This window comes from Prosthecobacter sp. (assembly GCF_014879935.1).
Taxonomy (GTDB): Bacteria; Verrucomicrobiota; Verrucomicrobiia; order Verrucomicrobiales; family Verrucomicrobiaceae; genus Prosthecobacter.
The window spans coordinates 1-23,910 of sequence record NZ_JACSRD010000179.1; the positions used below are offsets into that span (position 1 = coordinate 1).

The window sequence follows — 23,910 nt, forward strand, 5'->3', positions numbered from 1 at the left end:
ATGGTGAGCGCGGGGGCCTGTGTCTCGGTTTCCGTGATGGGCGGCGAGGTAGGTGTGGCGCTGGCTTGATTGGAGTTGGCGCTTTCGCCGCCTGCGTTCACGGCGGTGACGACGTAGTAGTAAATGGTGTCGTTGGTGAGGCCGGTGTCGATGTGGTTGGTGGCGACAATGCCGGTGGCGACGGTCGAATAAGGGCCGCCATTGGTGGTGCTGCGCTTCACGTTGTAGCTAGTGGCTCCGGCGACGCTGTTCCAGGTCAATCCGACCTGCATGTGGCCTGCGGTGGCGGCGAGGCCCGTGGGAGCGGCTGGCAAAGCATCGGCTCCGTAGAACTCGACTTCCGCGACGTTGCAGAAGCCGCCGTCGGGCGAGAGATAGCGCACATAGCGGAAGCCGTTCGGATGGCTGACGAGTTGCGTGGTAAGGACGTCGGCTGCGGGTGCTCCGACGATGGTGTGAAGGGTGACGGCATCGCTGAAGTCCGCGTTGTTCGCTCCTTGGAACTTGCCGCCAGTCATGCGTCCTACAGCCCAGGCGGCGCGTGGTGCATAACGGATGGCGGCGATGAGTTTGCTGGCACCGGCTCCGAGGTCGAGACCAGCCCAGGCTCCGTTTGCTTCGAGCGCATCGAAGGAGGTGTTGAGGTTGCCATCAAACACGGCGGCGCGGGTGGCATTGGGGTCGTTGTTCCATGAGCCGGTGGTGCCGATCACCGTGCCGGTGAACTTCGGCGGCAGCGGTATGGCGCTCACGGGCGTGGAGTCGGCGCTGTTGCCGGAGGGGTGGAGGGCGCTGATGGCGTAGTAGTAGAGCGTGAAGTTCGCGGCGCTGGTGTCGGTGTATCCAGTGCCGGGAAGATTCGCCGCGATGGTGGTGAAGGGGCCAGCGGGTGAGCTGCCGCGTTTCAAATCGTAGCCCGTCGCACCACTGACACTGTTCCAAGCGAGAACGACCTGCGCATTGCCAGCGGTGGCGGTGAATCCTGCGGGCACCGGCGTGAACGGTGTGGCACTGGCCGGTGCGGAGTCCGCACTTTCACCACTGCCTGTCACTGCGGAGACGACATAGTGATAGGTGATGCCGTTCGTCAGGCCGGTGTCGGTGAAGGTGTTGGTCAGCACGTTCGAGGCGATGGTTGCATACGATCCGCCGCTCACGGTGGCGCGTTTGACGTTGTAGCCGGTGGCTCCGGCGGAGGGCAGCCACGTCAAGGCGACCTGCGCATTGCCAGCCATTGCCGCCAGGTTCAGCGGCACGGGCGAGGATGCCGTCGTGCCGAGGAAGACGACTTCCGCGACGTTGCAGAAGCCATTGTTCGGCGAAAGATAGCGCACATAGCGGAAGGCGGTGTTGTTGGTGATGAGGTGCGATGTGAGAACGCCGGCGACGGGTGGCTGCTCGGCCACGGTGTGAAGCGTGACAGCATCGCTGAAGTCGGCGTTGTTGGCTCCTTGCAGCAGGCCGCCGAGCATGCGCCACTCATGGAATTGACGCGGTGCGTAGCGCACCTCGGTGATGATGCGGCTATTGCCCGCGCCGAGGTCGAGCCCGGCCCAGGCTCCGTTTCCTTCGAGCGCATCGTAGTAGGTGTTCAAGTTTCCGTCGAAGACCGCGGCTTTGGTCGTGTTGGGATCGTTGTTCCATGATCCATTCGTGCCGATGACGGTGTCCGCGAGTGGTTCGCTCGGGACACTGGTCGCAGGCGTGACGAGATTGGTGCTGGGAACGGTTTCTTCCTCGAAGCCGGGGCCGCTCCAGAGCATCTGGACTCGCGCACCGCCGCCGTCCTCACGGTGGTCCACGCGCAGGTCGTGCAGGGAGTTTCCAGTCAGCGTGAGATTGGCAGTGACTGCTGCCGGATCGTAGGCCCAGCGGTCGATCACGAGGCTGCCGTTCACCCACACGCGGATGCCATCATCAGCAAAGAACTTCAGCGTGTAGTTGCCTGCGTCACGCGTGAGCAGCCGTCCGCGCCAGCGGGTGCTGAAGTTGTCCGCCACCATGCCTGTCACCGGAGCTGCGGCACCCCAGACGGCGTTCAGCGTTGTCTCCACGCGTGAGAGGAAGAGGCTGGTGAAGTCCGCCGCATTGAAATACTGCGCATAGAGGCCGTGCTGGCCGGGACTGAACACAGACACGACAACGGCGCTGGAGGTGGTCGCACCGTCTCCGTCATCATCCACCGCGCGGGCGGTGATGTGGTAGGTGCCCGCTGTGTAGCCCGTCCATGAGAAAACATACGGCGCGGTGGTGTCTTCGCCGATTTTCAGGCCGTTCGCATAAAACTCGACCTTGGTGATGGTGCCGTCGGAATCGCTCGCCGTGGCGCTCAGGTTGGCGTTGGCACCGATGGTCGGAAACTCGGGCGAGACGCCGGTCAGCGCGATGATTGGGAGCTGGTTGCCATTGTCGGGAGCCAGCTCGCTGATGTCCACATAGCAGAGCTTTGCATTCGCCGCACCGGCAGCGGGTGCGATGGTGAGCAGTCCGTTGGTGACGGTGACGGTGGCCGTGGCTTCGTAAAAGTTCTGTCCCGCAGGCAGGCCATTGGTGAGAGCCACGCCATTTGCGCTCACTGATTGGACACCATCGGTGGCTGTTGCATCACCAGCGACGACGTGGACCGAGTAGGTGCTGTTTGGCAGCGCGATGCTCCATGAACTCGTGACATCGCCGCCCCCGTGATCCTTCTGCATGTGAACGAGCGTGTCGTAGCGCTTGTCGGCGTTGGCATTGCGCTCGCGCGCATCCGCCGTGTTGTCGCGGCTCCAGCCGTAGGTCATGCCGTTGCCACGCGCTGCATACGGCAGACCCGAGTCGGCCACATAGCCGGAAGGCACTGCTGCGGCGGCAGTTTGGAAGTTGATCTTTGCCCGCACGAGTCCGGGCAGCTCGGTGACATTGATGGTCACGCTGGCGCTATCAGCGGAGTTGTTCACGGCGTCGTAAGCTCGTGCGAAAAGCGTGTGCGTGCCCTGGGCGATGTCGCTGTAGGAGAAAGTGTAGGGCGCAGTGGTGTCCTCGCTGACTTTGGTGGCACCATCGAAGAACTCGACACGCACGATGCCGTCGGCATCGGTCGCGGTGGCGGCGAGTGCGACGGGATTGGGCGTGATCACGTTGGCTCCATTCAGCGGCGAAGTGAGCACCACGACGGGAGGATCGTTGGCCGGGATGCTGTTGATCCAGTCGGTGATCAACTGCACGCCGACTTCGTCAACGAGATTGCGTCCGATGGGCGGCATCTGGTTGGCACCCACGCGATCAATGCGGTGATGCATCATCGAGCGGCTGGTAGATTGCGGCACGATGACGCGCGGGTTCACGAGGCCGAGCGTGGTGCCCACGGAGCCGTAAATGATGCCCTGATTCGCCAGCGGCGTGTCGTATCGCGCATCCCAGAGGGCGGGCACACCGCCGGGGCGGTGGCAGTTCGCGCAGTTCGTGTCGATGTAGCTGCGGGCGCGTTTTTCGAGCGATTCGCTGGTCTGGTTCACATGCGCGAGCTTCTCATAGGTCGGGATGGTGGCCTCGTTGAGCGTGGTGTTGAACATGCCGACATGGTTGAAGGCACGCAGTTGATTGTCCGTCACGCCGGTGGCGGTGTAGGCGTGGTCTTTGTTAAACTGCCGCGTGTTCGGCCCGATGAAGCCCCCGCCCGCGTTGTTGTTGTGACACGTCGTGCAGTCCGTGCGTCCGGGGTAATACCAGGGCTGGAGGCGCGTCGTTTGCAGCTCAATGGTGCCGGTGGCAGCCAGGCCGTTGTCATGCGCATTCATCGCGATGCCAAAATATAGCGTGGCAGGCATGACGATGGTCCGGCGGCTGTATTCGACCCAGTTCGCACCATCGGCGCTGGTGTAGCTGATGAAGGTGTTGCCCTTGCGGGCCATCCGTAGCCAGCCGTTGGGATAGCTCACGAGATGCGTTCCTGCCGCTGGATAGGTGGCCGTGGTGTTGCCGCCTGCGGTGGTGCGGTAGTGATCTTCATAACCGCTCGTGTTGGCTCCACGCCCGGCATTGCTGGCCCAGGCGAAGATGAAGTAATGCGGCGAGTTCGCGGCCAAAGACTCGCGCGCCATGAGGCCGAACTTGGAATAAAGCACCGCCGGAGTGAAGGAGGTGGCCTTCATGCTGATGTCAAAGTCGCCTGTGCGCTGCTGATGCGCGAAGTGAAACTGGTCGCTCGTGCCCCAGATGTCCGCGCCGCCGCCAGTGAGCGTGAGCGTGTTTCCATTCACCGTGGTGCTGCCTGCGACGCCGGGGTTGCCGATGTCTGTCGGTGTGAAGGTGCCGACGGATGGGATGGTGATGGGCACCACTTCGGTGACACCTTCATTGATGAGATCGGCATCGCTGTTGTCCGCACGCCAGCGGTAAGTCGCGCCATAAGAGCCGCCGCTGGCCATTTTCACCAAAACACGAGTTTCCAGCCGTTTGCGGATCGCAGGGTTGGTTTCGTCCGTCGCCAGATCGAAGTGCTTCATCGCGATGCTGCCTGCGGGGAAGCTCCAGTCGCCGGTGGCATTGAATCCGATGGTCGAACCCGTGGGCACCGTGAGCCAGCGTGATTTGATCGCCTTGTCCGACCAAAACGGCGCGTTGATGGTGTAAGGGATGAGTTTGTCGGAAGGCACGAAGTTCGCTACATCGCTGAGCAGGCCCGTGGCGCTCAGTGTGGCGGGCAAAGGCGTGCTGGGAGCCGATCCGCGCTCCAGTTTCAGAATCTTGCCTTCGGTGCTGCTCAGGCGGCAGATATACACTTCGCCATCGCTATCCACGCCCCAGCTCGAAATGCCGATGTAGCTGCGTCCGCTGTCTGGACCGGGACCGGTGGGGACGGTGGTGAGCAACGTCTTCGTGGCCGGCGTGGTGCCTTCATTCATCGCCCACACCTTGTTCACCACATTGTCGGCGAAGAGATACTTCCCCTGAAGCTCTGGAAAGGCCGCGCCGCGATAGACATAACCGCCGATGATGGCGCTGCCCTCGCTGTGAGTGTAGTCGAGCACCGGGCGCTTGTTCACGCCGATGTATGGCGGCGTCATGTCACCGTTGTAGCCTTCTTTTTGCGGCCACTGGAAGTTCACGCCGCTGGTCTCGGTCGGTTCGATGATGTCCACCTCCTCGCGATCACCCGCGCCCACATCCGCGATGTAGGTGCGCCCCGTCACCGCATCGTGCGTCATGCGGTGCGGACTGCGCAGGCCGATGGCGAAGGTTTCTTCATTCACACCTGATTGCCCGACGAATGGATTGTTGTTCGGGATGAAGTAGTTCTGCGTCGTCACGCCCGTGGGCACGCGAATGGGCGCATGGCTGACGTTTCCACCGCGCTTGTCCACATCCACGCGGAAGACGCCGCCCAGCAGCGGCCCGGTGATGGACTGCGCATTGGCCGAGTTGGTGTCATCGCCATTGCTCCAGTAGAGAAAGCCGTTCACAGGATGGAAAAACATGCCGCTGCCGTTGTGCCAGGTGTTCGTCGCCGCCTGATCCATGATGACGACCTCCGAGCCCGCCAATGCGACGCCGTTCGCATCCAGCTCGAAGCGCGAGATGCGGTCCCGCATGTTCGGAATCGTGTTGTTGGGTCGCGTCGTTGGACTGCCCACCACCGTGCCCGGCGGCACCCATTCGTAATAGACGTAGATGTAGCGGTTCGTGCCCGGAGCACCTCCGAGGTCAAACTGCGGATGAAACACGAGGTTCATCAAGCCCGCGTCATCCCAGCCCTGGCACTGGTTGGAGATGTCCAGCACGAGGGTCTTCGTGGCCGTGGTGCTTGCCTTGTCGAAGAGATAAACGGCCCCTTCACGCTGCCACACCATCATCTTGTTCTGTCCCGGCACTTGAAGGATGCCCGTGGGATTGATGAAGGTGAGGTTCGGATACGCATCCACCGCCGTGAACGACCCGACCGTCGGCGGCGTCGCCGGAAAAGCATTGTCGAAGTAAGGCCCGACTGCTGGCTTGGTGGCGAGTCCGTAGGATTGGGCGTGAGCAAGTGCCGGAATAAAGGCAGCAGCAGTCAGCATGACTGTCGCGACAATGCGGCGACATTTGGACAAGACTGCCAAGAGGGTGGTTGGACTCTGCTTCATGGTTGAGGCCATGATCTAACCAACACATGCCATTCACGTCGAGGTTCGAGCCATGGCACTTTAGTCCTGCGGAGAGTATTCCCGGGCTTTAGCCCGATCTGCCTCCGCGCGTCACGTTGGCGGGCTAAAGCCCGGGAATACTCTTTTCAGATCGTTCGATTCGAGTGAAGACGCACGGCACAAACTGCCGCACTGGAGTGTAGTCTCGGGCTTCAGCCCGTCTTGGCTCCGAACCGTGCGTTGACGGGCTAAAGCCCGGGAATACTCTCCTTCAATGAGCTTCAAGCCGTTCAATCCGAACGCCAAGTTGCGCATCACACGGCAAAATCTTCCGCACTGGCGGCAAGACGGCACGACCTACTTCGTGACCAGCCGCTTAGCCGATTCACTTCCCAAATACATCGCGGACGACTGGCGCGGAAAGCGTGACGAATGGCTCGCTCAACACGGCGCGACCTGTGTGGACGATCTGGCCGAAGAACTCCGGCTCGACTACCAACGCCTGTTCACGGACAAGTTTCACGACCTCATCGACGCAGGTCACGGTGAGTGTTTTCTCGCCCGGCGCGATTGAGCGGACGTTTTGATCAGCAAAATGATCGAGGGCCACGCGACCTGCTTTCAACTCGGTGCGTGGTGCGTCATGCCGAATCATTTTCACGCCGTTGTGGAGCCTGCGAAGGGATCGGTGCTGGGCGAAATCGTGCAGCACTGGAAAGGCGGCAGCAGTTTCACGATCAACCGCTTGCTGGGCCGCTCTGGCAGCCTGTGGGTGAAGGAACCCTTCGATCACATCATCCGCAACGAACTGCAATGGCGGCGGCTGACCGAGTATGTGGCGGACAATCCAAAGAAGGCTCATCTGAAGTCCGGCTATGTGCTGGGTTTCGGCGCGAAGGTCGGCCTGTCTCGTGAAGAGATATTGGAGAGTATTCGCGGGCTTTAGCCCGTCAGTGCGTGACGAGGTCATGAACACATCGAAGTCTGCTCGCAAACCTCGGAGCCGCTGGTGTCAGCGATGCATTTTCGGGCTAAAGCCCGTGATTACTCTCCTCCGACGCGCCAACAATCCCACGACCCCGATCATCGCCAGCATGGCCCGTGAAGGCTCCGGCACGCCCAGGATGCTGATGCTGCCCTGGGTGTAGAGATTGCTCGTGTCCACATACGTTCCCGAAGAGAGAGTGAGGGCCGAGTAGTCCACGTTCCAAGTGCCGGTGCGCGTGCTCAGACCCGTCCAATCAATCACTTTGAAGATATCACCAGCGGTGAAGGTGAGCGCGTTGGGGTTATTCAGTATCAGGGTAGCCCCGCTGGTGATGTCCAGCCTGCCAAAGAGCCTCAGCATATCTGCCGCGGCCTGATTGCCGGTCATGTCCGTGCCTGTGGTGGACCAGAGGTCCAGTGAGAGAAAGCTGCTGCCCCCAAGAACTGTGCTGCCGGTGCTGGAGGTGGTCACGGAGAAGTCTGAACCCGACGAAGCACCGATGGCTCCGACTTGGAGCGTGCCGTTGAGATAGACATAGTTGTTGGCGCTTGCCGTCACACTGCCATCACCGGCGAGCGTGCCGCTAGCAGCCACCGTCACCGTGCCGCTGCCCGTGCCGGAGCCTGTGGTGTTATTCACCTCCAGAGTGCCCGCATTGATGGTCGTGCCGCCGCTATAGGTGTTGGCGGCAGTGAACTGCAAGGTGCCCGCGCCTGCCTTGGTGAGCGCTCCGCTGCCCCAGTAGTCGCCAGAGCCATCGCGCAGCGGGTTGCTGACGATTAAATCCGCCGCGCTGCTGCCCGTGGCATCGGCCACGGTGACGAGCATGTTGTTGCCGCCCGCGATGTGATTGGCCTTGCCGTTCGAGGAGCTGATCGTCGAGGCCGCGCTGCCACCGACGGTGATGTTGCCGAGGAACTCGTAGCCTTCGTAGTTGCCGCCGTCGCTGCTGGTTTGATTCAAAGTGCCGCCATTCAGCGTGACGTGGCCGAGGACATTGAAGCGGCTGCTTTGCATCGCTCCACCGTTGAGGACTACCTGCGGGAGCCCGCCCGCAGTCGCTCCTCCACCCGCGAAGATGTTGTTGTTGGTGAAATCCAGCGTCGCGCCGCTGTTCACGGTGATGGTGCGGCTCCCGGCGTTGGCACCGAGAGTGCCCGTGGCGAGGTAACCATTGCGGATGCCGTTGGCACGCAGGGTGCCCGTATTCACGGTGATATTACCAGTGAAGCTGTTGTCCACGTTGCTGAGGGTCAGCACGCCAGCCCCGTTCTTCGTCAAGCCGCCGTCCGTGGCGTTGTCACCGCCGAGGTTGGAATGCAGGAGCGCCTGGGAGATGGTGACGTTGAAACCGTTCGTGTCCACGACGGCACCGCCGTCGCGCACGTTCGCCAAGGTGAGACCGCCGAGGAAATCGGTCCTGTTGACCTGCGCCTGGAGCGTGCCGCCGTTGAAGTTGAACGTGGAAGCGCCCTTCACGCCCGTGCCGCCCGTCTCGCTGAAAACGCGGAGGGTGGAGAGCGTGCCGCCGTTGAGGTTGATGGTCGCGGTTCCGCCCGTGGCGGTGTCATAGCCCGAGGCCATGTTCACACCCGCGTGCCAGTCCTCGTTGTGAGCAGAATCCGTGGTCAGCGTGCCGCCGGTCAGTGTCACCGTGGCCACATTGCCGCCAGCGGAGCTGCCCGTGCCCACCGCCAGTGCCAGCCGGTTGTTGAAGCTGATCGAGCCGCCGCTGATGTTGAGATTGCCAGTCGCCGCCGAGCCGCCATGACCAAACTGGCCGCTGTTCGTGTAATCCCCGGCAACCGTGACCGTGCCTGCGTCTAGATTGACCGTGCCCACATCACCAATCGCGGTGCCAGCGATCAGACTGCCATTGACCTGCACCGTGCCTGAGGTGTTGATGTTCATCACGCCGGTCGCATGATCCCACCAGCCCGCACCCGCTCCCACCCGCAACTCGGCATTCACGCTGAGACTGCCCGTGCCGGTGCCGAAGTTGGTGAAGGCACCACCCGAGGCCGCTGTGTTGGCGAGGTTGTAAGTTCCCGTGCCATAAGAACCGCCACCGAGCAGCACCCAGCCGTAGGGCCAGCCGGTGTTCGTCACGGTGAGAGTGCCCGCCGTGTGATCCAGGCGTCCGTTGTTATACCAGGTGCCGACTTGCAGCTCCGTGATGGTTCCGGCCGGGCTCCCTGAAATCGTGGCGATGTTTCCTGTGTTGGTGGTGATGAAAGCGCCCGCATTGTTCGGCACGACACCGCCGGTCCAGTTGGCACCCGTGTTCCAGTCATTGCTCGGGCCGTTGTTCAGCCAGTCCGCCGCCTGGGTGATGCCTGCAAGCGTTGCAAACAAGACGGCGAAGCCCGCTACAAGAGGCATGGGCAGGCGCATTGGACTTTGGGACAGAGTGGTGGAACTCGACTTCATGGTTGGGTCCATGATCAAACCAGCACATGGGATTTACGTCGAGGTCCGAGGCATGGCACTTTAGTCCTGCGGAGAGTATTCCCGGGCTTCAGCCCGTCAGAGCATGAAGAGGCCAAGGAGCTATCGAAGTCGGTCAGCAGGTTCGGAGCGCTTGGGTGCTAGAGATACTTCTTCGGGCTAAAGCCCGGGAATACTCTCCGCCGACAAGCACAAAGGGCGAGCCAATCACAAGCAGCAGGGCTGACGCCTGCATTCGGCTCAGCCCCCCGTGACAGCCATACGACAGACCCCGTTTCCCCTTAGAAACCTACTTCTTCCGGCGGCGCGTGGTCAACATTCCGAACAGGGAAAGGCCAAGCAAAACCGTCCTTGAGGGTTCGGGGACGGCAGCAGTCATTGCGAACGCATAGTCCAGGCCGGAGTTAATTCCCCCTGCTTCATACGAGCTGCCACCCGCATACAGATCTCCTCCACTTCTCTGCCAGGCGAAGACACCGTTACTTGTGGCAGAAGACGTGATCTGAAGCGCATATCCTGCCGTGCCGCTCGTTGCGGCCAAAGTAACTTCATCGCTGCCAGTGAAGTCAAATTTCAGCAACGAGGTAATGTCCGCAGAACTGGTAAAGCCGGCCGCGGCGCGACTTATGGCGTCGGACGTGAACGTCCCGGTCACCACAGACGTTCCCAGTGTGAGCGTGGATGCGTTGACGTCCGCAACGTTGTAGATGCTGAGAACGATGGTTCCATCCGCGTAGGGGTTCCCGGATTGATACTCAAGGTAAAGCGCATCAAGTGTGAACGTGGACGCGACTTGGAAAGTCTGCGTGTTATCCCGAGGGCTGCGCACATTGCGTTCATTGAAGTTATCGGTGGTGGTCGTATAAACGGCGGAGTTGGCGGGGTTGCTGAAGTCGATGCCGAGGCTATTGCTCGGAAGCGTGCCTGTGGTGGAACCGGTAACGATCACCGCAGCTTGGAGCCCTCCGGCTGAGAAGAGTAACAGACCTGCGGTGAGAGTGAGGATGGATGTAGGTATGTTCATAGGTTGTTCGCGGCGTGTTCTTGGGTGTGACCGTTTAAAGGGATGAAAGCGCCCGCGTTGTTCGGCACGACTCCGCCGTTCCAGTCCGAGCTTGGGCCGTTGTTCTTCCAATCTGCCGCTCGTGTGCCGACCGGAGGCGCTGCAAACGCCAGAACCAAGCCGCAGGCGATCCGAATGGACGGCGCGGTGGAGTTGGTTGGACTCGGCTTCATGGTGGTAGGCTGTCGGGTTGAGATCGGTCGTATTTGATCGGAGCGGGCTCATGTTGTCGAGGTCCGGGGCATAGCACTTTAGTCCTGTATGGCCGTCTGGCGGAGGATTGAGCCTTTCCGCTGGCGTTCACTGCCCGTAGAATGCCGCACGCTTTCATGCCCTCCCGCCTCCAGTTTGTCGTCATCACGCTTCTCACTCTCACCCTCGCGGCCCATGCTGAGGACGGGAAGACGCTGACGACCATCGCCGCTGTGCATGCGCTCATGCCAGAGGAGGCCGCGCGAAATCACCCGGTGCATCTGCGCGGCACCATCACCTTTTACAATCCTCTCTACAGCCTCGGCTTCATTCAGGATGAAACCGGCGGCATCTACTTCAAGCCTCCTCCTACGGGTGCTGCCGACGCTCCAATGCTCACTGCCGGGGATCGCGTGGAAATGATCGGCGTCACCCGGCGCGGGCAGTTTTCACCCAGCATCTCGCTCCATCCTGACGATGCGCCCCGCACGGACAAACCTGTCGTGATGCGTGTCGTGAAGCTCAGCACCGGCCCGCTCCCCGAAGCACCGCTCGTGAGCGTGGACCGCATCAACACCGGCGATTTCCATGACCAGTTCGTGCGAGTCCGCGCGACGATTCGCCAGGTGGTGGAACACACAGACCACAGAGTCGAGCTGCTCAATGTGGATGCCAGCAGCCGCTACGGTCCGCTCAATGTCATCTTGATGTGCGCGAAGAATCAGCAGCCCGCCGTCAAGCATTGGGAGAATGTCGAAGCCGAGATCAGCGGCGTCGTTTCTGGCGAAGTGGATGAGCGCAACCAGCTCCGCAAAGCGACCTTGCTCGTCGCCACCGTCGCGCAGATCAAGCCGGACCTCACCGCCATGCAGGCATGCTTTGACCAGCCATCGCGGGGCTTTCGCGAGCTGCTGCATTACCGCCCCCCGCAGCCCGGCGGCACGGAGACACGGCAGCACGTCTCCGGCATCGTCACGCTGGTGCATCCCTCGCGCGGCGGCTACTACCTCGGCAGCCCGCACGGCGGCCTCTGGGTGCGCACTCCGCAGCAGCCGCCCGTGCAGACCGGTGATGAGCTGAACGTCATCGGCTTCATCGCCGGTGGCACCGACGGCGTGTGGCTGGAGGACGGTATCCACCGCATTGAGCGAAAAGCCGTGCCCTTCGCGCCGCTCGTGCGCACCACGGAAAAAATCGCCTCGGGCACTGACTTCGGCAGCCTCGTCCAGGTGGAAGGCCAGTTGATCGACCAGTTCGATCGCCCGAGCCACCGCCTGCTCTACCTCGGTGCGGAAGGACACACCTTCTATGCACGCCTCGCTGAAAGCGCCGATACCACCCCGCTCAGCTCTTTTGAAAACGGAAGCTGGCTCCGCCTCACCGGCGTCTGTGAAAAACCCAACGATCCAGCCGCTCGCGAATCTTTCTCGCTCCTCCTGCGCGAAAATGCCGACATCGCCCTCATCAGCCGCCCGCCGTGGTTCACCGCCCAGCGCCTGCGCTGGCTGCTCGGCGGCCTGCTCGCACTCACCGCCATCATCAGCGCCTGGGTGCTGCTTTTGCGCCGACAAGTCACCCGCCAGACCCAGGTTATCGCGCATCAGCTCGAGCAAAAAACACTCAGCGACGAACGCCGCCGCATCGCCCGCGAGCTGCACGACACCCTCGAGCAGCAGCTCGCCGGTGTGAACATCCACCTCGACACCGTCGCCGAGTGCGCCCCCGATCTGCCAGCGCCCGTTGCTAGCGCTCTCGACAACGCCCGCGCCATGCTCGCCCACAGCCGCACCGAGGCGCACCGCTCCATCCTCGAACTCCGCTCCCGCGCCATCGAGCAGGCCGGCCTCGTCGGTGCCGTGCGCGAGTCCATTGATGCCCTCCAGCTCATCACCCCGCGCATCACTCTCGAAATCGAAGGCGAGGAACAGCGCCAGTCACAGCACATCGAGTTTCAGCTCTTGCGCATCATTCAGGAATCCATCACCAACGCCCTCAAACATGCCGAAGCCGCCAACATCACCGTGCGCTTCCATTTCACGCAGGAAGAACTCCACGTCACCATCACCGACGACGGCACCGGCTTCGACGCCACACGGCCGCCCGCCGTGCACAGCACCCAGTTTGGCCTCCTCGGCATGAGAGAACGCGCCGCCAAGATCCGCGCCACACTCACCATCCACAGCACCCCGGGCAACGGCTGCACCATCGCCGTCACCGCTCCCACCCGGCCCACCAGCCTTCACCTCCGCACCCCATGAGCAAACCACCCGCCACCATTCGCGTGCTCCTCGTGGACGACCACTTCTTCGTCCGCTCCGGCGTCAAAGTCTCCCTCGAAGCCGAAGGCGATCTGCAAGTCGTCGCCGAAGCCGACAGCACCGCCAGCGCCGTGGAGCAATACCGACAGCATCAGCCCGAAGTCACCCTCATGGACGGCAATCTGCCCGATGGCAGCGGCATCCAGGCCATCACCGAAATCCGCGCCGAGTTCCCCCAGGCCCGCATCATCATGCTCACCATCAACGAGACCGAGGAAGACGTGTATCAAGCCGTCGCCGCCGGAGCCACCGGCTACCTCACCAAATCCTCCGGCCGCAAAGAAATGCTCCACGCCATCCGCGAAGCCGCGCGGGGCAAACGCTACTTTCCAGCCGAACTCGCCGCCCGCCTCAACGCCCGCCGCGCCCGCCCCGAACTCACCACCCGCGAGACCGAAGTCCTCCAGCACGTCGTCGCCGGCACCCCCAACAAAAACATCGCCGACGTCCTCGGCTGCACCGAGCAGACCATCAAAAACCACCTCAGCCACATCTTCGCCAAACTCGACGTCCAAGACCGCACCTCCGCCACCGTGACGGCATTGCGCCGAGGTTTGGTGCGGCTGGAGTAATCGCGGGCTTCAGCCCTCCCAAACGCTACCAGCCTCCAGCGCCAACGAACTCCCAACAAGCTCCCTCTGCGAGCACAACGCATTCAGCGACTCGACCCGCACGGCTTTGAATCAAGCGCTGTCGGGCTAAAGCCCGGGAATCCTCTGCCCTGCTCCCTGAACTGGTCAGGTTGGAGCACTTGGCTGTGGCCATCAAAGACGCACGCACAGGCTTCTCTTCATCCATGCCTGCGGATCGTGCTGGGCGGCCAAATTCGCGTTTGCCAAAATACAGGAAATGCGTCCATTATATCGCCATTCATGAATTCAGCCTTTTTCTCCCACCTCGCTTCCCAGATCGACGCCATCCGCGCCGCAGGCACTTACAAGCGCGAGCGCGTGCTCAGCACGCCGCAGGGAACGCTCGTCCGCGCAAACGGCGGCGCGGCAGTGCTGAACATGTGCGCGAACAACTACCTCGGCCTCGCGCAGCATCCAAAGGTGCGGCAGGCTGCGCACGAAGCGCTGGAGCACTGGGGCTACGGCCTTGCCAGCGTGCGCTTCATCTGCGGCACGCAGGGCGTTCACAAGGAGCTGGAGGCCAGTTTGACCGACTTCCTCGGCACCGAGGACACGATCCTCTACGGTTCCTGCTTCGACGCGAATGGCGGTCTGTTTGAAACGATCCTCGGCCCCGAAGACGCGATCATCAGCGACGAACTGAACCACGCCTCGATCATCGACGGCGTGCGCTTGTGCAAAGCGCAGCGCTATCGCTACAAAAACTGCGACATGGCCGATCTTGAGGCACAACTCATCGCCGCCGATGCCAAAGGTGCTCGCTTCAAGCTCATCGCCATCGACGGCGTGTTCTCCATGGACGGCTACATCGCGCCACTGAAGGCCATTTGCGATCTCGCGGACCAATACAACGCACTTGTGATGGTCGATGACTCCCACGCCGTCGGCTTCATGGGCAAAACCGGCCGCGGCACGCACGAACACTGCGATGTGATGGGCCGCATCGACATTCTGACCGGCACGCTCGGCAAAGCCCTCGGCGGCGCAAGCGGCGGCTACACCAGCGGTCGCAAAGAGATCATCGAACTGCTGCGTCAGCGCTCACGGCCGTATTTGTTTTCGAATACGCTCTGTCCTTCGATTGCGGGAGCGTCGATCGCGGCTTTGGGCCTGCTCAAGCAGAGCACGACTTTGCGAGACACGCTCGAAGCCAACACTCGCTGGTTCCGCGCTGCGATGACAGACGCCGGCTTCCAAATCGTCCCTGGCGAGCATCCCATCGTCCCCGTCATGCTCGGCGATGCCGCGCTCGCGTCAAAGTTCGCCGACGCGATGCTCGAGCGCGGCGTTTACGTAATCGGCTTCAGCTACCCCGTCGTGCCTCAAGGCAAAGCCCGCATCCGCACCCAAATCAGCGCCGCGCACACGCGGGAGGATTTGGAGAAGGCGGTGAAGGCGTTTGTCGAAGTGAAAAGTGAACTCGGTATCTGATCATGAAAAAGTCGCTCCTCATCCTGCTCCTCTTCACAGTCGCCGTTCACGCGGAGGATCTGTGTAAACAACCGCCACCGGAGGAGATGGCGAAGGCCGCAGGAGTCACGCTGCCGCCGCTGCCGTGGCATGTGGCGAATGTTTGGTGGGACTTTGAGAAGCCGGTGGAGCATTTCACCTCGCTGGAAATGGACATCACCATCGACCGCGATGTGCCAAGCGACTACAACCTCTACATCTCGCCCTGCGGCATCGCGAAGATCAATGGTTTGCAGTTTTACGGCGGCATCCAGACCAATATCAACGGCTGGGCGACCAAGGAGAGCCGCGAGCGCGTGCATCGCGGCAAAGGCGGGATTTTCTCCCGCTGGTCGAGCGACAAGACGACACCCATCGGCCTGGACCACGTGAGCACCGCCGCCAGCGACTGCCTGGTGGAGAGCGCAGGTTATGAGGGTGAGTTTGCCAGCGTGCGGCGCCCGTTTGCATGGACCCAAGGCACCTACACCTGGTGCATCGCCAAAGGAGCGGCTGAAGCGGACGCCACGTGGTTCACCTGCACGATCCGCGATGCGGCGGGCCGTGTGCATGCGGTGGGCAGTTTGCGCTTTGAGGGCAGCGATTTCACGTTTTGGGACAAGCACAGCGCCTTCGTGGAGGTTTACAGCACCTCGAAGCTTCCGAAGTCGGGCATTCCGAAGGTGGATGTGACCTTTGGATGGCCGCGACTGAACGGGAAGAAGGTGCCACTCAAAAAGGCGCACGCTTACTATCCCGACAAAGGCGGGCCGGATTCGCCGGACTGCGCGTGGGTGAAGGCGGAGGGCGAAAACTGCGTGGTGGAGGTTGGTCCGATCTTTAAACGCGATGAGGCGAAGCGGCGGCATGATCTCGTTCTGGGTGCGAAGACGCGCACGGTGTCGAAAATCACCTCGAAAGAGGCTTTGGCGCTCGTGGACACAAATGACGCGGCCGATTTGAAGGAATGGGGAAACAAGGCGAGCACGCTATGCGTCGAGTGGATGCCGAAAATCGCCGCATTGCTGCCCAGCGAGGGTTTTGAGGCTTCGAGAGAGGTGACGCTCTATTTTGATCCGGCAATGAAGGGCGTCGCACATGCCGCGAACGGCAAGATCACCATCTCCGCGGCCTTTGTGCGCTCGCATCCCGATGATTGGGGCATGGTGGTGCATGAGCTGACGCATGTGGTGCAGTCGTATCCGGCTGGAGGGCCGGGCTGGCTGGTGGAAGGCATCGCTGACTACATCCGCATCGCCCATTACGAGCCTCAGGCCCCGAGGCCGAAGCTGACGCGGCTGGCCAGCTACAAGGACGCCTACAAGACCACGGCGATGTATCTTGAGTGGGTCGAAAAACAGCACGTACCCGACCTTGTTGTGAAACTGAACGCAGCGCTGCGGAAAGGCGCGTATCGCGACGAACTGTGGAAGGAGATCACCGGCCACACGGTGGATGAATTATGGGGCGATTTTGTGAAATCATTGTCTGACTGAGCATGGACACGCTTTCCGCCACGCTGCTGCTGCTGACGATCATGGACCCGCTGGGGAATGTGGCGACGTTTGTGTCCGCCCTTCGTCCGGTGCCACAGGAGAAGCGCATCCGCGTGATCGCACGTGAACTGGTCATCGCCCTCGTGATCCTGATCGTGTTCCTCTTTCTGGGGAAGAGCCTGCTCGGGCTGCTGCACCTGAAGCAGGAGGCGCTGTTCATCAGCGGAGGCATCGTGCTGTTCCTGATCGCCTTGAAGATGATCTTCCCGCCGTCGCATCGTGAGGAGGTGCAGCTCATGGAACCGTTCATCGTTCCGCTGGCCACCCCGATGGTGGCCGGCCCCTCCGTGCTGGCGACGCTGCTCGTCTTGGTCAGCACGCAGCCGGAGCACCTGTGGCGGTGGTTTGCTGCATTGATGATCGCCTGGACCATCACCGCCGCCGTTCTACTCTGCGCCCCGGCCATCGCCCGGGTGCTGAAGGAGAAAGGCTCGCTGGCGGTGGAGCGGCTGATGGGCATGCTGCTGGTCATGGTGGCCGTGCAGATGTTTCTGAACGGCATCGAGCATTACTTGAAGCACTGACATGCCCGCCTGGATCGAATTCTTCGCCGTCTCGGTGTGCGCCATCACGGCCGTGTTGGCCGCTGAAGGAAAACGCATGGACTTGTTCGGCGTGGTGGTGCTGGCGCTGGTGACCGCGGTGGGCGGCGGAACGATCCGTGACCTGTGTCTCGGCGTGCGGCCATTGTTTTGGATCGCCGAGCCCTTGCACGTGTGGACGGCATTGATCGCCGCCCTGGTGACATTTGTGCTCGTGCGGTTCACGCACCCGCCTCACAAGCTGCTCGCCATCGCGGATGCGTTTGGCCTGGCGCTGTTTGGCATCGCGGGCACTGAAAAGGCACTCGCGCTCGGGACCCCGGGGATCGTGGCGATTCTGCTCGGCATCGTGACCGGTGTGGCCGGCGGCATTCTGCGCGATGTTTTGCGGCAGGAGATTCCCTGGGTGTTCAAGGCCGACGTGAACCTGTATGCGACAGCCGTGTTCGTGGGCGCGCTCGTCTTCGTTCTGCTGCGGCAAAACCTGCCCGCCTCGGAAAGCCATCGCTACATCGGCATGGCCGTCATTTTGGGCCTGCGTCTGGCTGCGATGCGCTGGAAGCTGCGGCTGCCAACCTATCGAACGCGCGCAGGCTGAGAGAGCGGCCGTTCGGGAGGCGTAGTCTGCGCCCATGCTCTGCCAGCCTGCTAGCACTCCCTTCAACCGCCGCGAATGGCTTCGCGTGGGCGGATTGGGGGCGTTGGGGCTTTCGCTGCCTTCGGTGTTGAAGGCGAAGCCGAAGCTGGCGGGCAAGGACACGTCGTTTGGCCGGGCGAAGAGCTGCATCCTGCTCTTCCTCAGCGGCGGGCCGCCGCAGCATGAGACCTTTGATCCGAAGCCGGATGCGCCGCTGGAGATTCGCGGGGACATCAAATCCATCGCGACCTCGGTGCCGGGCGTGCATTTCTCCGAGGTGCTGCCACGCACGGCGAGGCTGGCGCATCGCATGAGCGTGATCCGTTCGATGACGACGGGCATCAATGCGCACTCGACGAGCGGCGCGTTCATGCTCACGGGCTACGAGCCGCTGTCGAAGGCGGAAAACGTCCCGGCAGGTGGAAACGACTGGCCGAGCATCGCGGCGGCAGTCGGGGCCCTGAAGCCGAGCAAACGCTCGCCGCTGTCGTCGGTTGTTCTGCCGGAGTGGATCGAAAACAACGGCCACATCGTCTGGCCGGGGCAAAACGGCGGCTTCATGGGCTCCGCTTGGCATCCACAGATGATCAAGTGCGATCCCTCGGCTCAACGTTTGCGCATCGAGGGCATGAGTTTGGCCGAGGGCATGACGGAAATGCGTTTCTCCGAGCGTGGCAGCCTGCTGCGGCAGCTCGACACGCGTTTTCGTGCCGCGGTGGCGAATGCGCATATCGACGAAACAGACGCGATGCATCAGCGGGCCTTCGATTTGATCCACTCGGAGGCCAGTCGTGCCGCGCTGGAGATCGAGCGTGAGCCTGCGGCGATGCGGGATCGCTACGGACGCGGCAAATTCGGCCAGAGCGTGCTGCTGGCGCGTCGCTTGATCGAGGCGGGCACGCGACTCGTGCAGGTGAACTGGGCACGCGAGCCGGAGGATCAAAACGCGGGCAGTCCGCTGTGGGACACACATCAGCGGAATGCGCAACGTGTGCGCGAGGTGCTGGCACCGCAGTTTGATCAGGCCTACGCGGCGCTGATCGAGGATTTGCAGTCGCGTGGCCTGCTGGATGAAACGCTCATCGTTGTGATGGGCGAGTTTGGCCGCTCACCGACGATCAACAAGAGCGGTGGCCGCGATCATTGGGGGAATGTGTTCTCCGTGGCGCTCGCCGGTGCCGGTGTGCCCGGCGGGCAGATCATCGGCGCGAGCGACAAGATCGGAGGCTATCCCGAGGACCGCCCCGTGCGTCCGCCGGAGCTCGCGGCGACTCTTTTTCATCTGCTCGGCATCCAGCCGAACCACGAATTCCTTGATCCGATCCAGCGTCCGCGCCTTGTGACGGACAGCGGCGTGCCCTTGCGCGAAATCGTCGGCATCTGAACCTTCCAACCATGCGTCATCTCCTCCTCTCCCTCCTTGCTGTCACCGGCCTCGTCGCCGGAGAACTGCCGAAAGAAAAACGCATCCTCTTCCTTGGCGATTCGATCACGCAGGGCGGGGCTTACGTGGAGTTCATCGATGCGGCGCTGAGGGCGCAGCATCCGGAGTCGGACATCGAGATCATCCCCTGCGGCCTCAGCAGCGAGACGGTGAGCGGTTTGAGCGAGGAAGGCCACGCCGGTGGCAAATTTCCGCGTCCGGACCTGCATGAGCGTCTTGATCGTGCTTTGGAGAAAACGAAGCCGCAGCTCGTTTTTGCCTGCTACGGCATGAACGACGGCATTTACCTGCCGCTCGGTGCCGAACGCACGAAAGCCTATCAGGACGGCATGCGGAAGCTGCGGGCGAAGGTCGCCGCGATTGGTGCGCGGATGATTCATCTCACGCCGCCGGTCTTCGATCCGGTGCCCATCGCGCACAAAGTGGTCGAAGCGGACAAAGTGGACGGTGCGCATCCGTTCAAAGGCTACAACGAGGTGCTCGACTTCTACGCGAACTGGCTGCTCGACATGCGCGACAAGGAAAAGTGGGAGGTGCTTGATGTGCACGGCGTCATGATGAGTGCTCTCGCCGAGAAGCGGAAGACCGATCCGCAGTTCACCTTTTCCAAAGACGGCGTGCATCCCGGCGCAGAAGGTCATCTGCTCATGGCGCGGCCTGTTCTCGCGGCTTGGGGCCTGAAGGTGCGCGAGGACGGCACGCCCGATCATCCGAACGGCGCGGCGATTCTCGCGGTGATCAAAAAGAAGCACGCGATCCTGCGTCCGGCCTGGCTGAGTCATGTTGGCCACAAACGCCCCGGCAATGCGCCTGGCCTTCCCATTGAAGAAGCCTTGAAGAAGTCCGCCGAACTCGACGTGGAGGCCAAGAAGCTCGCCAGCTCGAAAGAAGTCGTCTTCCCGAATCAAACCGGCGAGTGGAACGGCTACGCGAAGCACGAACTGACCATCGCAGGCAAGCCGGTGACCGTCGTGGCACCGAAGACCGCTGCCGCAGGCCGCCCCTGGGTCTGGCATGGCGAGTTCTTTGGCCACAAACCCGCACCGGACATCGCGCTGCTCGGCAAAGGCTTTCATATTGTTTACATGAAGATCAACGACATGCTCGGTTGCCCCGATGCGGTGAAGCTTTGGAACCAGTGCTACGCCGAGCTGACCTCCAGCTATGCTTTGAGCAAGAAGCCTTCGCTCGTCGGCCTCAGCCGTGGCGGTTTGTATTGCTACAACTGGGCCACGTCGAATCCCGACAAGGTTTCCTGCATCTACGGCGATGCGCCGGTGTGCGACTTCAAGAGCTGGCCCGGCGGCAAAGGCAAAGGGAAGGGCGATCCGCGGAATTGGGGCTTCGTGCTGAAGCTGTGGGGCTTCAAAGACGAGGCCGAGGCGCTCGCCTACAAGGGCAACCCGGTGGACAGCCTCGCCCCGCTCGCGAAGGCCGGCGTGCCGCTGCTGCATGTGTTCGGTGATGCCGACGACGTGGTGCCCTGGGATGAAAACACCGGCTTGATCGAGTCACGCTACAAAGCCCTCGGCGGCAGCATCACGATGATCCGCAAACCGGGCGTCGGCCACCATCCGCATGGATTGGATGACTCGACACCGATTGTTGAGTTCATCGCAAAGAACGCCAAGTGATGACGCTATGAAGTCACTGTTTTTCTGCTGTCTGTTTGTTGCGTCCTTTGGCTTGGCCGCTCCGCCAGAGCCCACCCTCACGCCGACACTTCGCGCGGTCGATTTGAGCCTCGGAGAGGCCGTGGAGATCACGTTGGCTGATCAAACGACTGCGAAGGTCAAACTGCTGAAACTCGACGAGAAGGTCGATTCGATGGCGAAGGCCGTCCGCGAGGCGAAAGTGCTCGTCGAGGTCAATGGCGAGCAAAAGTGGCTCACGAGCGCAAATTACAACCTCCCGCAACTCGTCGGCGGTGTGCAGATCGACTGCCCCATCACGCGTGGCTACAACGCGAACAGCGGCGAGGACTCCTGGGGGCTCGAAAAGGACGCGCGGCTGCGTCTTTGGCCCAAAGGCTCGCCGTGGATCGAGCCGGGCACGTTCGTGTATCCGCTCAAGCAGCGCTGGTTCGCTACCTCGACGCAGTTCTCGAACGAACCGACCTACGTCGATGGCGGCGACAAACCGGACCGCAAAAAGATCTACTACCACAACGACCTCGACTTCGGCGGCTGCGAGGGACTCACGGAGGTCATCGCGGCGACGGATGGCCTCGTCGTGAGTGTTTCGGAGAAGACGCTGCCTGGTTACTCGCTCACGCCGGTGCGTCCCCGCTACGACGTCGTCTATCTGCTCGATGAACGCGGCTGGTATTACCGCTACAGCCACCTGCACACGATTGATCCGGCCATTCAGATGGGCTCGCGCGTGAAGATGGGCCAGCGCATCGGCCTGCTCGGCAAAGAAGGCGCGAGCGGTGGCTGGACGCATTTGCACTTCGGCATCAAAAGCCGCCAACCCTCCGGCAAATGGGGCACGCAGGAGGCCTACGCCTTCGCGTGGGAGGCCTATCAACGCGAACACAAGCCCGCCATCATCGCCGTGGCCCGCCCGCATCATTTCATCCGCGCCGGCGAGACGATCACGCTCGATGCGTCGAAGTCCTGGTCCTCATCCTCGATCAAGACCTACAACTGGACCTTCACCGAGGGCCAAACCGCCTCCGGCGCGAAAATCGAGCGCACTTACACGAAACCGGGTGCTTACAGCGAGATCCTCAAAGTCATCGACGCCGCTGGAAACGTCAGCTACGACTTCGCCATCGTCCAAGTCATGGGCAGCGACGACAAAATCCTGCCGCCCACCATTCACCCGACCTTCTGGCCAACCACCGGTCTCAAGCCCGGCACCGAGATCACCTTCAAAGTCCGCACCTTCCGCACCACCGGCGGCGAGACCTGGGACTTCGGCGACGGCACCCCGAAAGTGACCGTCAAATCCGACGGCAACGCCAAAGCCCTCGCCAAAGACGGCTACGCGACCACGCAGCATGCCTTCTCAAAGCCCGGCGACCACATCGTCACCGTCGAACACACCAACGAGCGCGGCGAACGCGCCGTGGGGCATCTTTGGGTGCGCGTGGAGCCTTGAGATCTCATCCGACACGCGCTCAGGCCAGCACGCCCTTCAACACCTTGGCCGGATCAACGCCCGTGAGACGGAAGTCGAGGCCCTGGGAGCGGACGGTGAGCTTTTGGTGATCAAGACCGAGCTGGTGGAGAATCGTGGCGTGGATGTCGTGGACGTGAACAGGGTCCTGCACGGCTCCAAATCCGAACTCGTCCGTTTCACCGTATTGCACGCCGGGTTTGAACCCACCGCCGGCGAACCACATGGTGAAGGCGTCGATATGATGGTTGCGGCCGGTCGATTCGCGCACCTCACCCATCGGGGTGCGGCCGAATTCACCGCCCCAGACGACGATGGTGTCATCGAGCAGGCCACGTGACTTGAGGTCCTTGACCAACGCGGCACAGGCCCGGTCGATGTCGGCGCACTTCATCGGCATGTGCTTCTCCAGATTCTCGGTGACGCCGCCGTGGTGGTCCCAATTCGTGTCGTAGAGTTGCACAAATCGCGTTCCACGTTCGACCAGACGACGTGCGAGCAGGCAGTTCCGCGCGAAGGTGGTCTCCTTGGCGTCCTTGATGCCGTAAAGATCGAGCGTGGCCTGGCTTTCGCCGCTGATGTCCATCAGTTCCGGCGCGCTGGTCTGCATGCGGTAGGCCATTTCATAAGCATTGATGCGGGTGGCGATCTCCTGATCGCCCGTTTCGACGAGGCGCTTCAGATTCAGCTCGCGCACCGCGTCCACGACCTGCCGCTGCTGCTTCGCGTCGATGTCCTGTGGCGATGACAGATTCACAATGGGATCGCCGGAGTTCCGCAGCGGCACACCTTGATAGGTCGTCGGCAAAACACCGCTGCCCCACAGCACCGCGCCACCGCGTGGCCCGCGAGGGCCGCTTTGCAGCACGACAAAGCCCGGGAGGTCATCACACTCGCTGCCGAGGCCGTAGGTGACCCACGCGCCCATGCTGGGACGACCAAAAAGACCGCTGCCCGTGTTCATGTAAAACTTCGCCGGAGCGTGATTGAAGAGGTCCGTCTTGCAGGTGTGGATGAAAGCCAGTTCGTCGGCGATCGAAGCCGTGTGCGGCAGCAGATCATTCACCCACGCACCGGACTGGCCGTGCTGACGGAAGCTGAACTTTGACGCGAGCAGGTTGTTGCGATGGCTGCTGTCCATGAAGGCAAATCGCTTGCCATGGGTGAAGCTCTCCGGAATCGGCTGCCCGTTCCGCTTTTGCAGCTCCGGCTTGCGCACGAACATGTCGAGCTGTGACGGACCGCCAGCCATGAAGAGAAAGATGACGCTCTTCGCCTTTGCCGGGAAATGCGTCTTCTTCGGCGTGAGAGCATCCTCACGGGCCCAAAGCTGCGAAAGCGCCATGCCGCCGATACCTACACCGCAGCGGCTGAAGAAATGACGGCGTGTTTGGTGGAGAAGCGGGTCCATGGT

Annotated in this window: 15 protein-coding genes; 11 read left to right on the forward strand and 4 right to left on the reverse strand. The window is 62.0% G+C overall.

The genetic code is table 11. From position 1 onward, the window contains the following. Nucleotides 1-6,038, reverse strand: a 6,038-nt coding sequence (locus IAE77_RS19130; RefSeq protein WP_294230027.1) for an Ig-like domain-containing protein, incomplete at its 3' end; no start/stop codon positions are given. A gap of 340 nt (nucleotides 6,039-6,378) precedes the next feature. Between IAE77_RS19130 and IAE77_RS19135 the strand changes: the two genes are divergently transcribed. After that, nucleotides 6,379-6,678 (forward strand): hypothetical protein, encoded by a 300-nt coding sequence (locus tag IAE77_RS19135; protein WP_294230030.1) that lies wholly within the window; start codon nucleotides 6,379-6,381, stop codon nucleotides 6,676-6,678. Nucleotides 6,679-6,699: 21 nt separating this feature from the next. After that, nucleotides 6,700-7,050 carry a transposase gene (locus IAE77_RS19140; RefSeq protein WP_294230036.1) on the forward strand — a complete coding sequence of 117 codons (351 nt, stop codon included), beginning with the start codon at nucleotides 6,700-6,702 and terminating at the stop codon, nucleotides 7,048-7,050. A gap of 66 nt (nucleotides 7,051-7,116) precedes the next feature. Here IAE77_RS19140 and IAE77_RS19145 read toward each other — a convergent pair whose 3' ends face one another. Further along, nucleotides 7,117-9,474, reverse strand: coding sequence for an autotransporter-associated beta strand repeat-containing protein (locus IAE77_RS19145; RefSeq protein WP_294230038.1), 2,358 nt, complete (start codon nucleotides 9,472-9,474; stop codon nucleotides 7,117-7,119). Nucleotides 9,475-9,829: 355 nt separating this feature from the next. Then, a complete protein-coding gene (locus IAE77_RS19150) occupies nucleotides 9,830-10,828 on the reverse strand; it encodes a PEP-CTERM sorting domain-containing protein (RefSeq protein WP_294230041.1) in 999 nt (332 codons plus the stop codon). Nucleotides 10,829-10,932: 104 nt separating this feature from the next. Here IAE77_RS19150 and IAE77_RS19155 point away from each other — a divergent pair, with 104 nt between their 5' ends. From IAE77_RS19155 to IAE77_RS19195, 9 genes are all read left to right on the forward strand, one after another. Beyond that, nucleotides 10,933-13,053, forward strand: coding sequence for a sensor histidine kinase (locus tag IAE77_RS19155; RefSeq protein ID WP_294230044.1), 2,121 nt, complete (start codon nucleotides 10,933-10,935; stop codon nucleotides 13,051-13,053). Continuing rightward, a complete protein-coding gene (locus IAE77_RS19160; protein ID WP_294230046.1) occupies nucleotides 13,050-13,685 on the forward strand; it encodes a response regulator transcription factor in 636 nt (211 codons plus the stop codon). Before IAE77_RS19155 ends, IAE77_RS19160 begins: the two co-directional genes overlap by 4 nt. 300 nt (nucleotides 13,686-13,985) lie before the next feature. After that, the gene (locus tag IAE77_RS19165; protein WP_294230049.1) at nucleotides 13,986-15,176 is read left to right on the forward strand and encodes a glycine C-acetyltransferase; all 1,191 of its coding nucleotides are present in this window, start codon (nucleotides 13,986-13,988) and stop codon (nucleotides 15,174-15,176) included. Nucleotides 15,177-15,178: 2 nt separating this feature from the next. After that, nucleotides 15,179-16,690 carry a basic secretory protein-like protein gene (locus tag IAE77_RS19170; RefSeq protein WP_294230053.1) on the forward strand — a complete coding sequence of 504 codons (1,512 nt, stop codon included), beginning with the start codon at nucleotides 15,179-15,181 and terminating at the stop codon, nucleotides 16,688-16,690. A gap of 2 nt (nucleotides 16,691-16,692) precedes the next feature. Beyond that, nucleotides 16,693-17,274 (forward strand): MarC family protein, encoded by a 582-nt coding sequence (locus tag IAE77_RS19175; RefSeq protein ID WP_294230056.1) that lies wholly within the window; start codon nucleotides 16,693-16,695, stop codon nucleotides 17,272-17,274. Between the two features lies 1 nt (nucleotide 17,275). Continuing rightward, complete coding sequence (locus IAE77_RS19180; protein ID WP_294230059.1) at nucleotides 17,276-17,890, forward strand: trimeric intracellular cation channel family protein; 615 nt, start codon at nucleotides 17,276-17,278, stop codon at nucleotides 17,888-17,890. Between the two features lie 34 nt (nucleotides 17,891-17,924). Beyond that, nucleotides 17,925-19,313 carry a DUF1501 domain-containing protein gene (locus IAE77_RS19185; protein ID WP_294230062.1) on the forward strand — a complete coding sequence of 463 codons (1,389 nt, stop codon included), beginning with the start codon at nucleotides 17,925-17,927 and terminating at the stop codon, nucleotides 19,311-19,313. 11 nt (nucleotides 19,314-19,324) lie between these two features. Then, nucleotides 19,325-21,007 carry an SGNH/GDSL hydrolase family protein gene (locus IAE77_RS19190; RefSeq protein WP_294230065.1) on the forward strand — a complete coding sequence of 561 codons (1,683 nt, stop codon included), beginning with the start codon at nucleotides 19,325-19,327 and terminating at the stop codon, nucleotides 21,005-21,007. 52 nt (nucleotides 21,008-21,059) lie between these two features. Beyond that, the gene (locus IAE77_RS19195; protein ID WP_294230068.1) at nucleotides 21,060-22,478 is read left to right on the forward strand and encodes a PKD domain-containing protein; all 1,419 of its coding nucleotides are present in this window, start codon (nucleotides 21,060-21,062) and stop codon (nucleotides 22,476-22,478) included. A 19-nt stretch (nucleotides 22,479-22,497) separates the two neighbouring features. On the opposite strand, the gene IAE77_RS19200 is transcribed toward IAE77_RS19195, so the two are convergent. After that, the gene (locus IAE77_RS19200) at nucleotides 22,498-23,907 is read right to left on the reverse strand and encodes a DUF1501 domain-containing protein (RefSeq protein WP_294230069.1); all 1,410 of its coding nucleotides are present in this window, start codon (nucleotides 23,905-23,907) and stop codon (nucleotides 22,498-22,500) included. Nucleotides 23,908-23,910: the final 3 nt, after the last annotated feature.

Bases quoted from the DNA above. Each gene is read 5' to 3' on its own strand.
- IAE77_RS19135 (WP_294230030.1), top strand. From the start codon at position 6,379: ATGAGCTTCAAGCCGTTCAATCCGAACGCCAAGTTGCGCATCACACGG.
- IAE77_RS19140 (WP_294230036.1), top strand. From the start codon at position 6,700: ATGATCGAGGGCCACGCGACCTGCTTTCAACTCGGTGCGTGGTGCGTC.
- IAE77_RS19145 (WP_294230038.1), bottom strand. From the start codon at position 9,474: ATGCCTCTTGTAGCGGGCTTCGCCGTCTTGTTTGCAACGCTTGCAGGC.
- IAE77_RS19150 (WP_294230041.1), bottom strand. From the start codon at position 10,828: ATGAGCCCGCTCCGATCAAATACGACCGATCTCAACCCGACAGCCTAC.
- IAE77_RS19155 (WP_294230044.1), top strand. From the start codon at position 10,933: ATGCCCTCCCGCCTCCAGTTTGTCGTCATCACGCTTCTCACTCTCACC.
- IAE77_RS19160 (WP_294230046.1), top strand. From the start codon at position 13,050: ATGAGCAAACCACCCGCCACCATTCGCGTGCTCCTCGTGGACGACCAC.
- IAE77_RS19165 (WP_294230049.1), top strand. From the start codon at position 13,986: ATGAATTCAGCCTTTTTCTCCCACCTCGCTTCCCAGATCGACGCCATC.
- IAE77_RS19170 (WP_294230053.1), top strand. From the start codon at position 15,179: ATGAAAAAGTCGCTCCTCATCCTGCTCCTCTTCACAGTCGCCGTTCAC.
- IAE77_RS19175 (WP_294230056.1), top strand. From the start codon at position 16,693: ATGGACACGCTTTCCGCCACGCTGCTGCTGCTGACGATCATGGACCCG.
- IAE77_RS19180 (WP_294230059.1), top strand. From the start codon at position 17,276: ATGCCCGCCTGGATCGAATTCTTCGCCGTCTCGGTGTGCGCCATCACG.
- IAE77_RS19185 (WP_294230062.1), top strand. From the start codon at position 17,925: ATGCTCTGCCAGCCTGCTAGCACTCCCTTCAACCGCCGCGAATGGCTT.
- IAE77_RS19190 (WP_294230065.1), top strand. From the start codon at position 19,325: ATGCGTCATCTCCTCCTCTCCCTCCTTGCTGTCACCGGCCTCGTCGCC.
- IAE77_RS19200 (WP_294230069.1), bottom strand. From the start codon at position 23,907: ATGGACCCGCTTCTCCACCAAACACGCCGTCATTTCTTCAGCCGCTGC.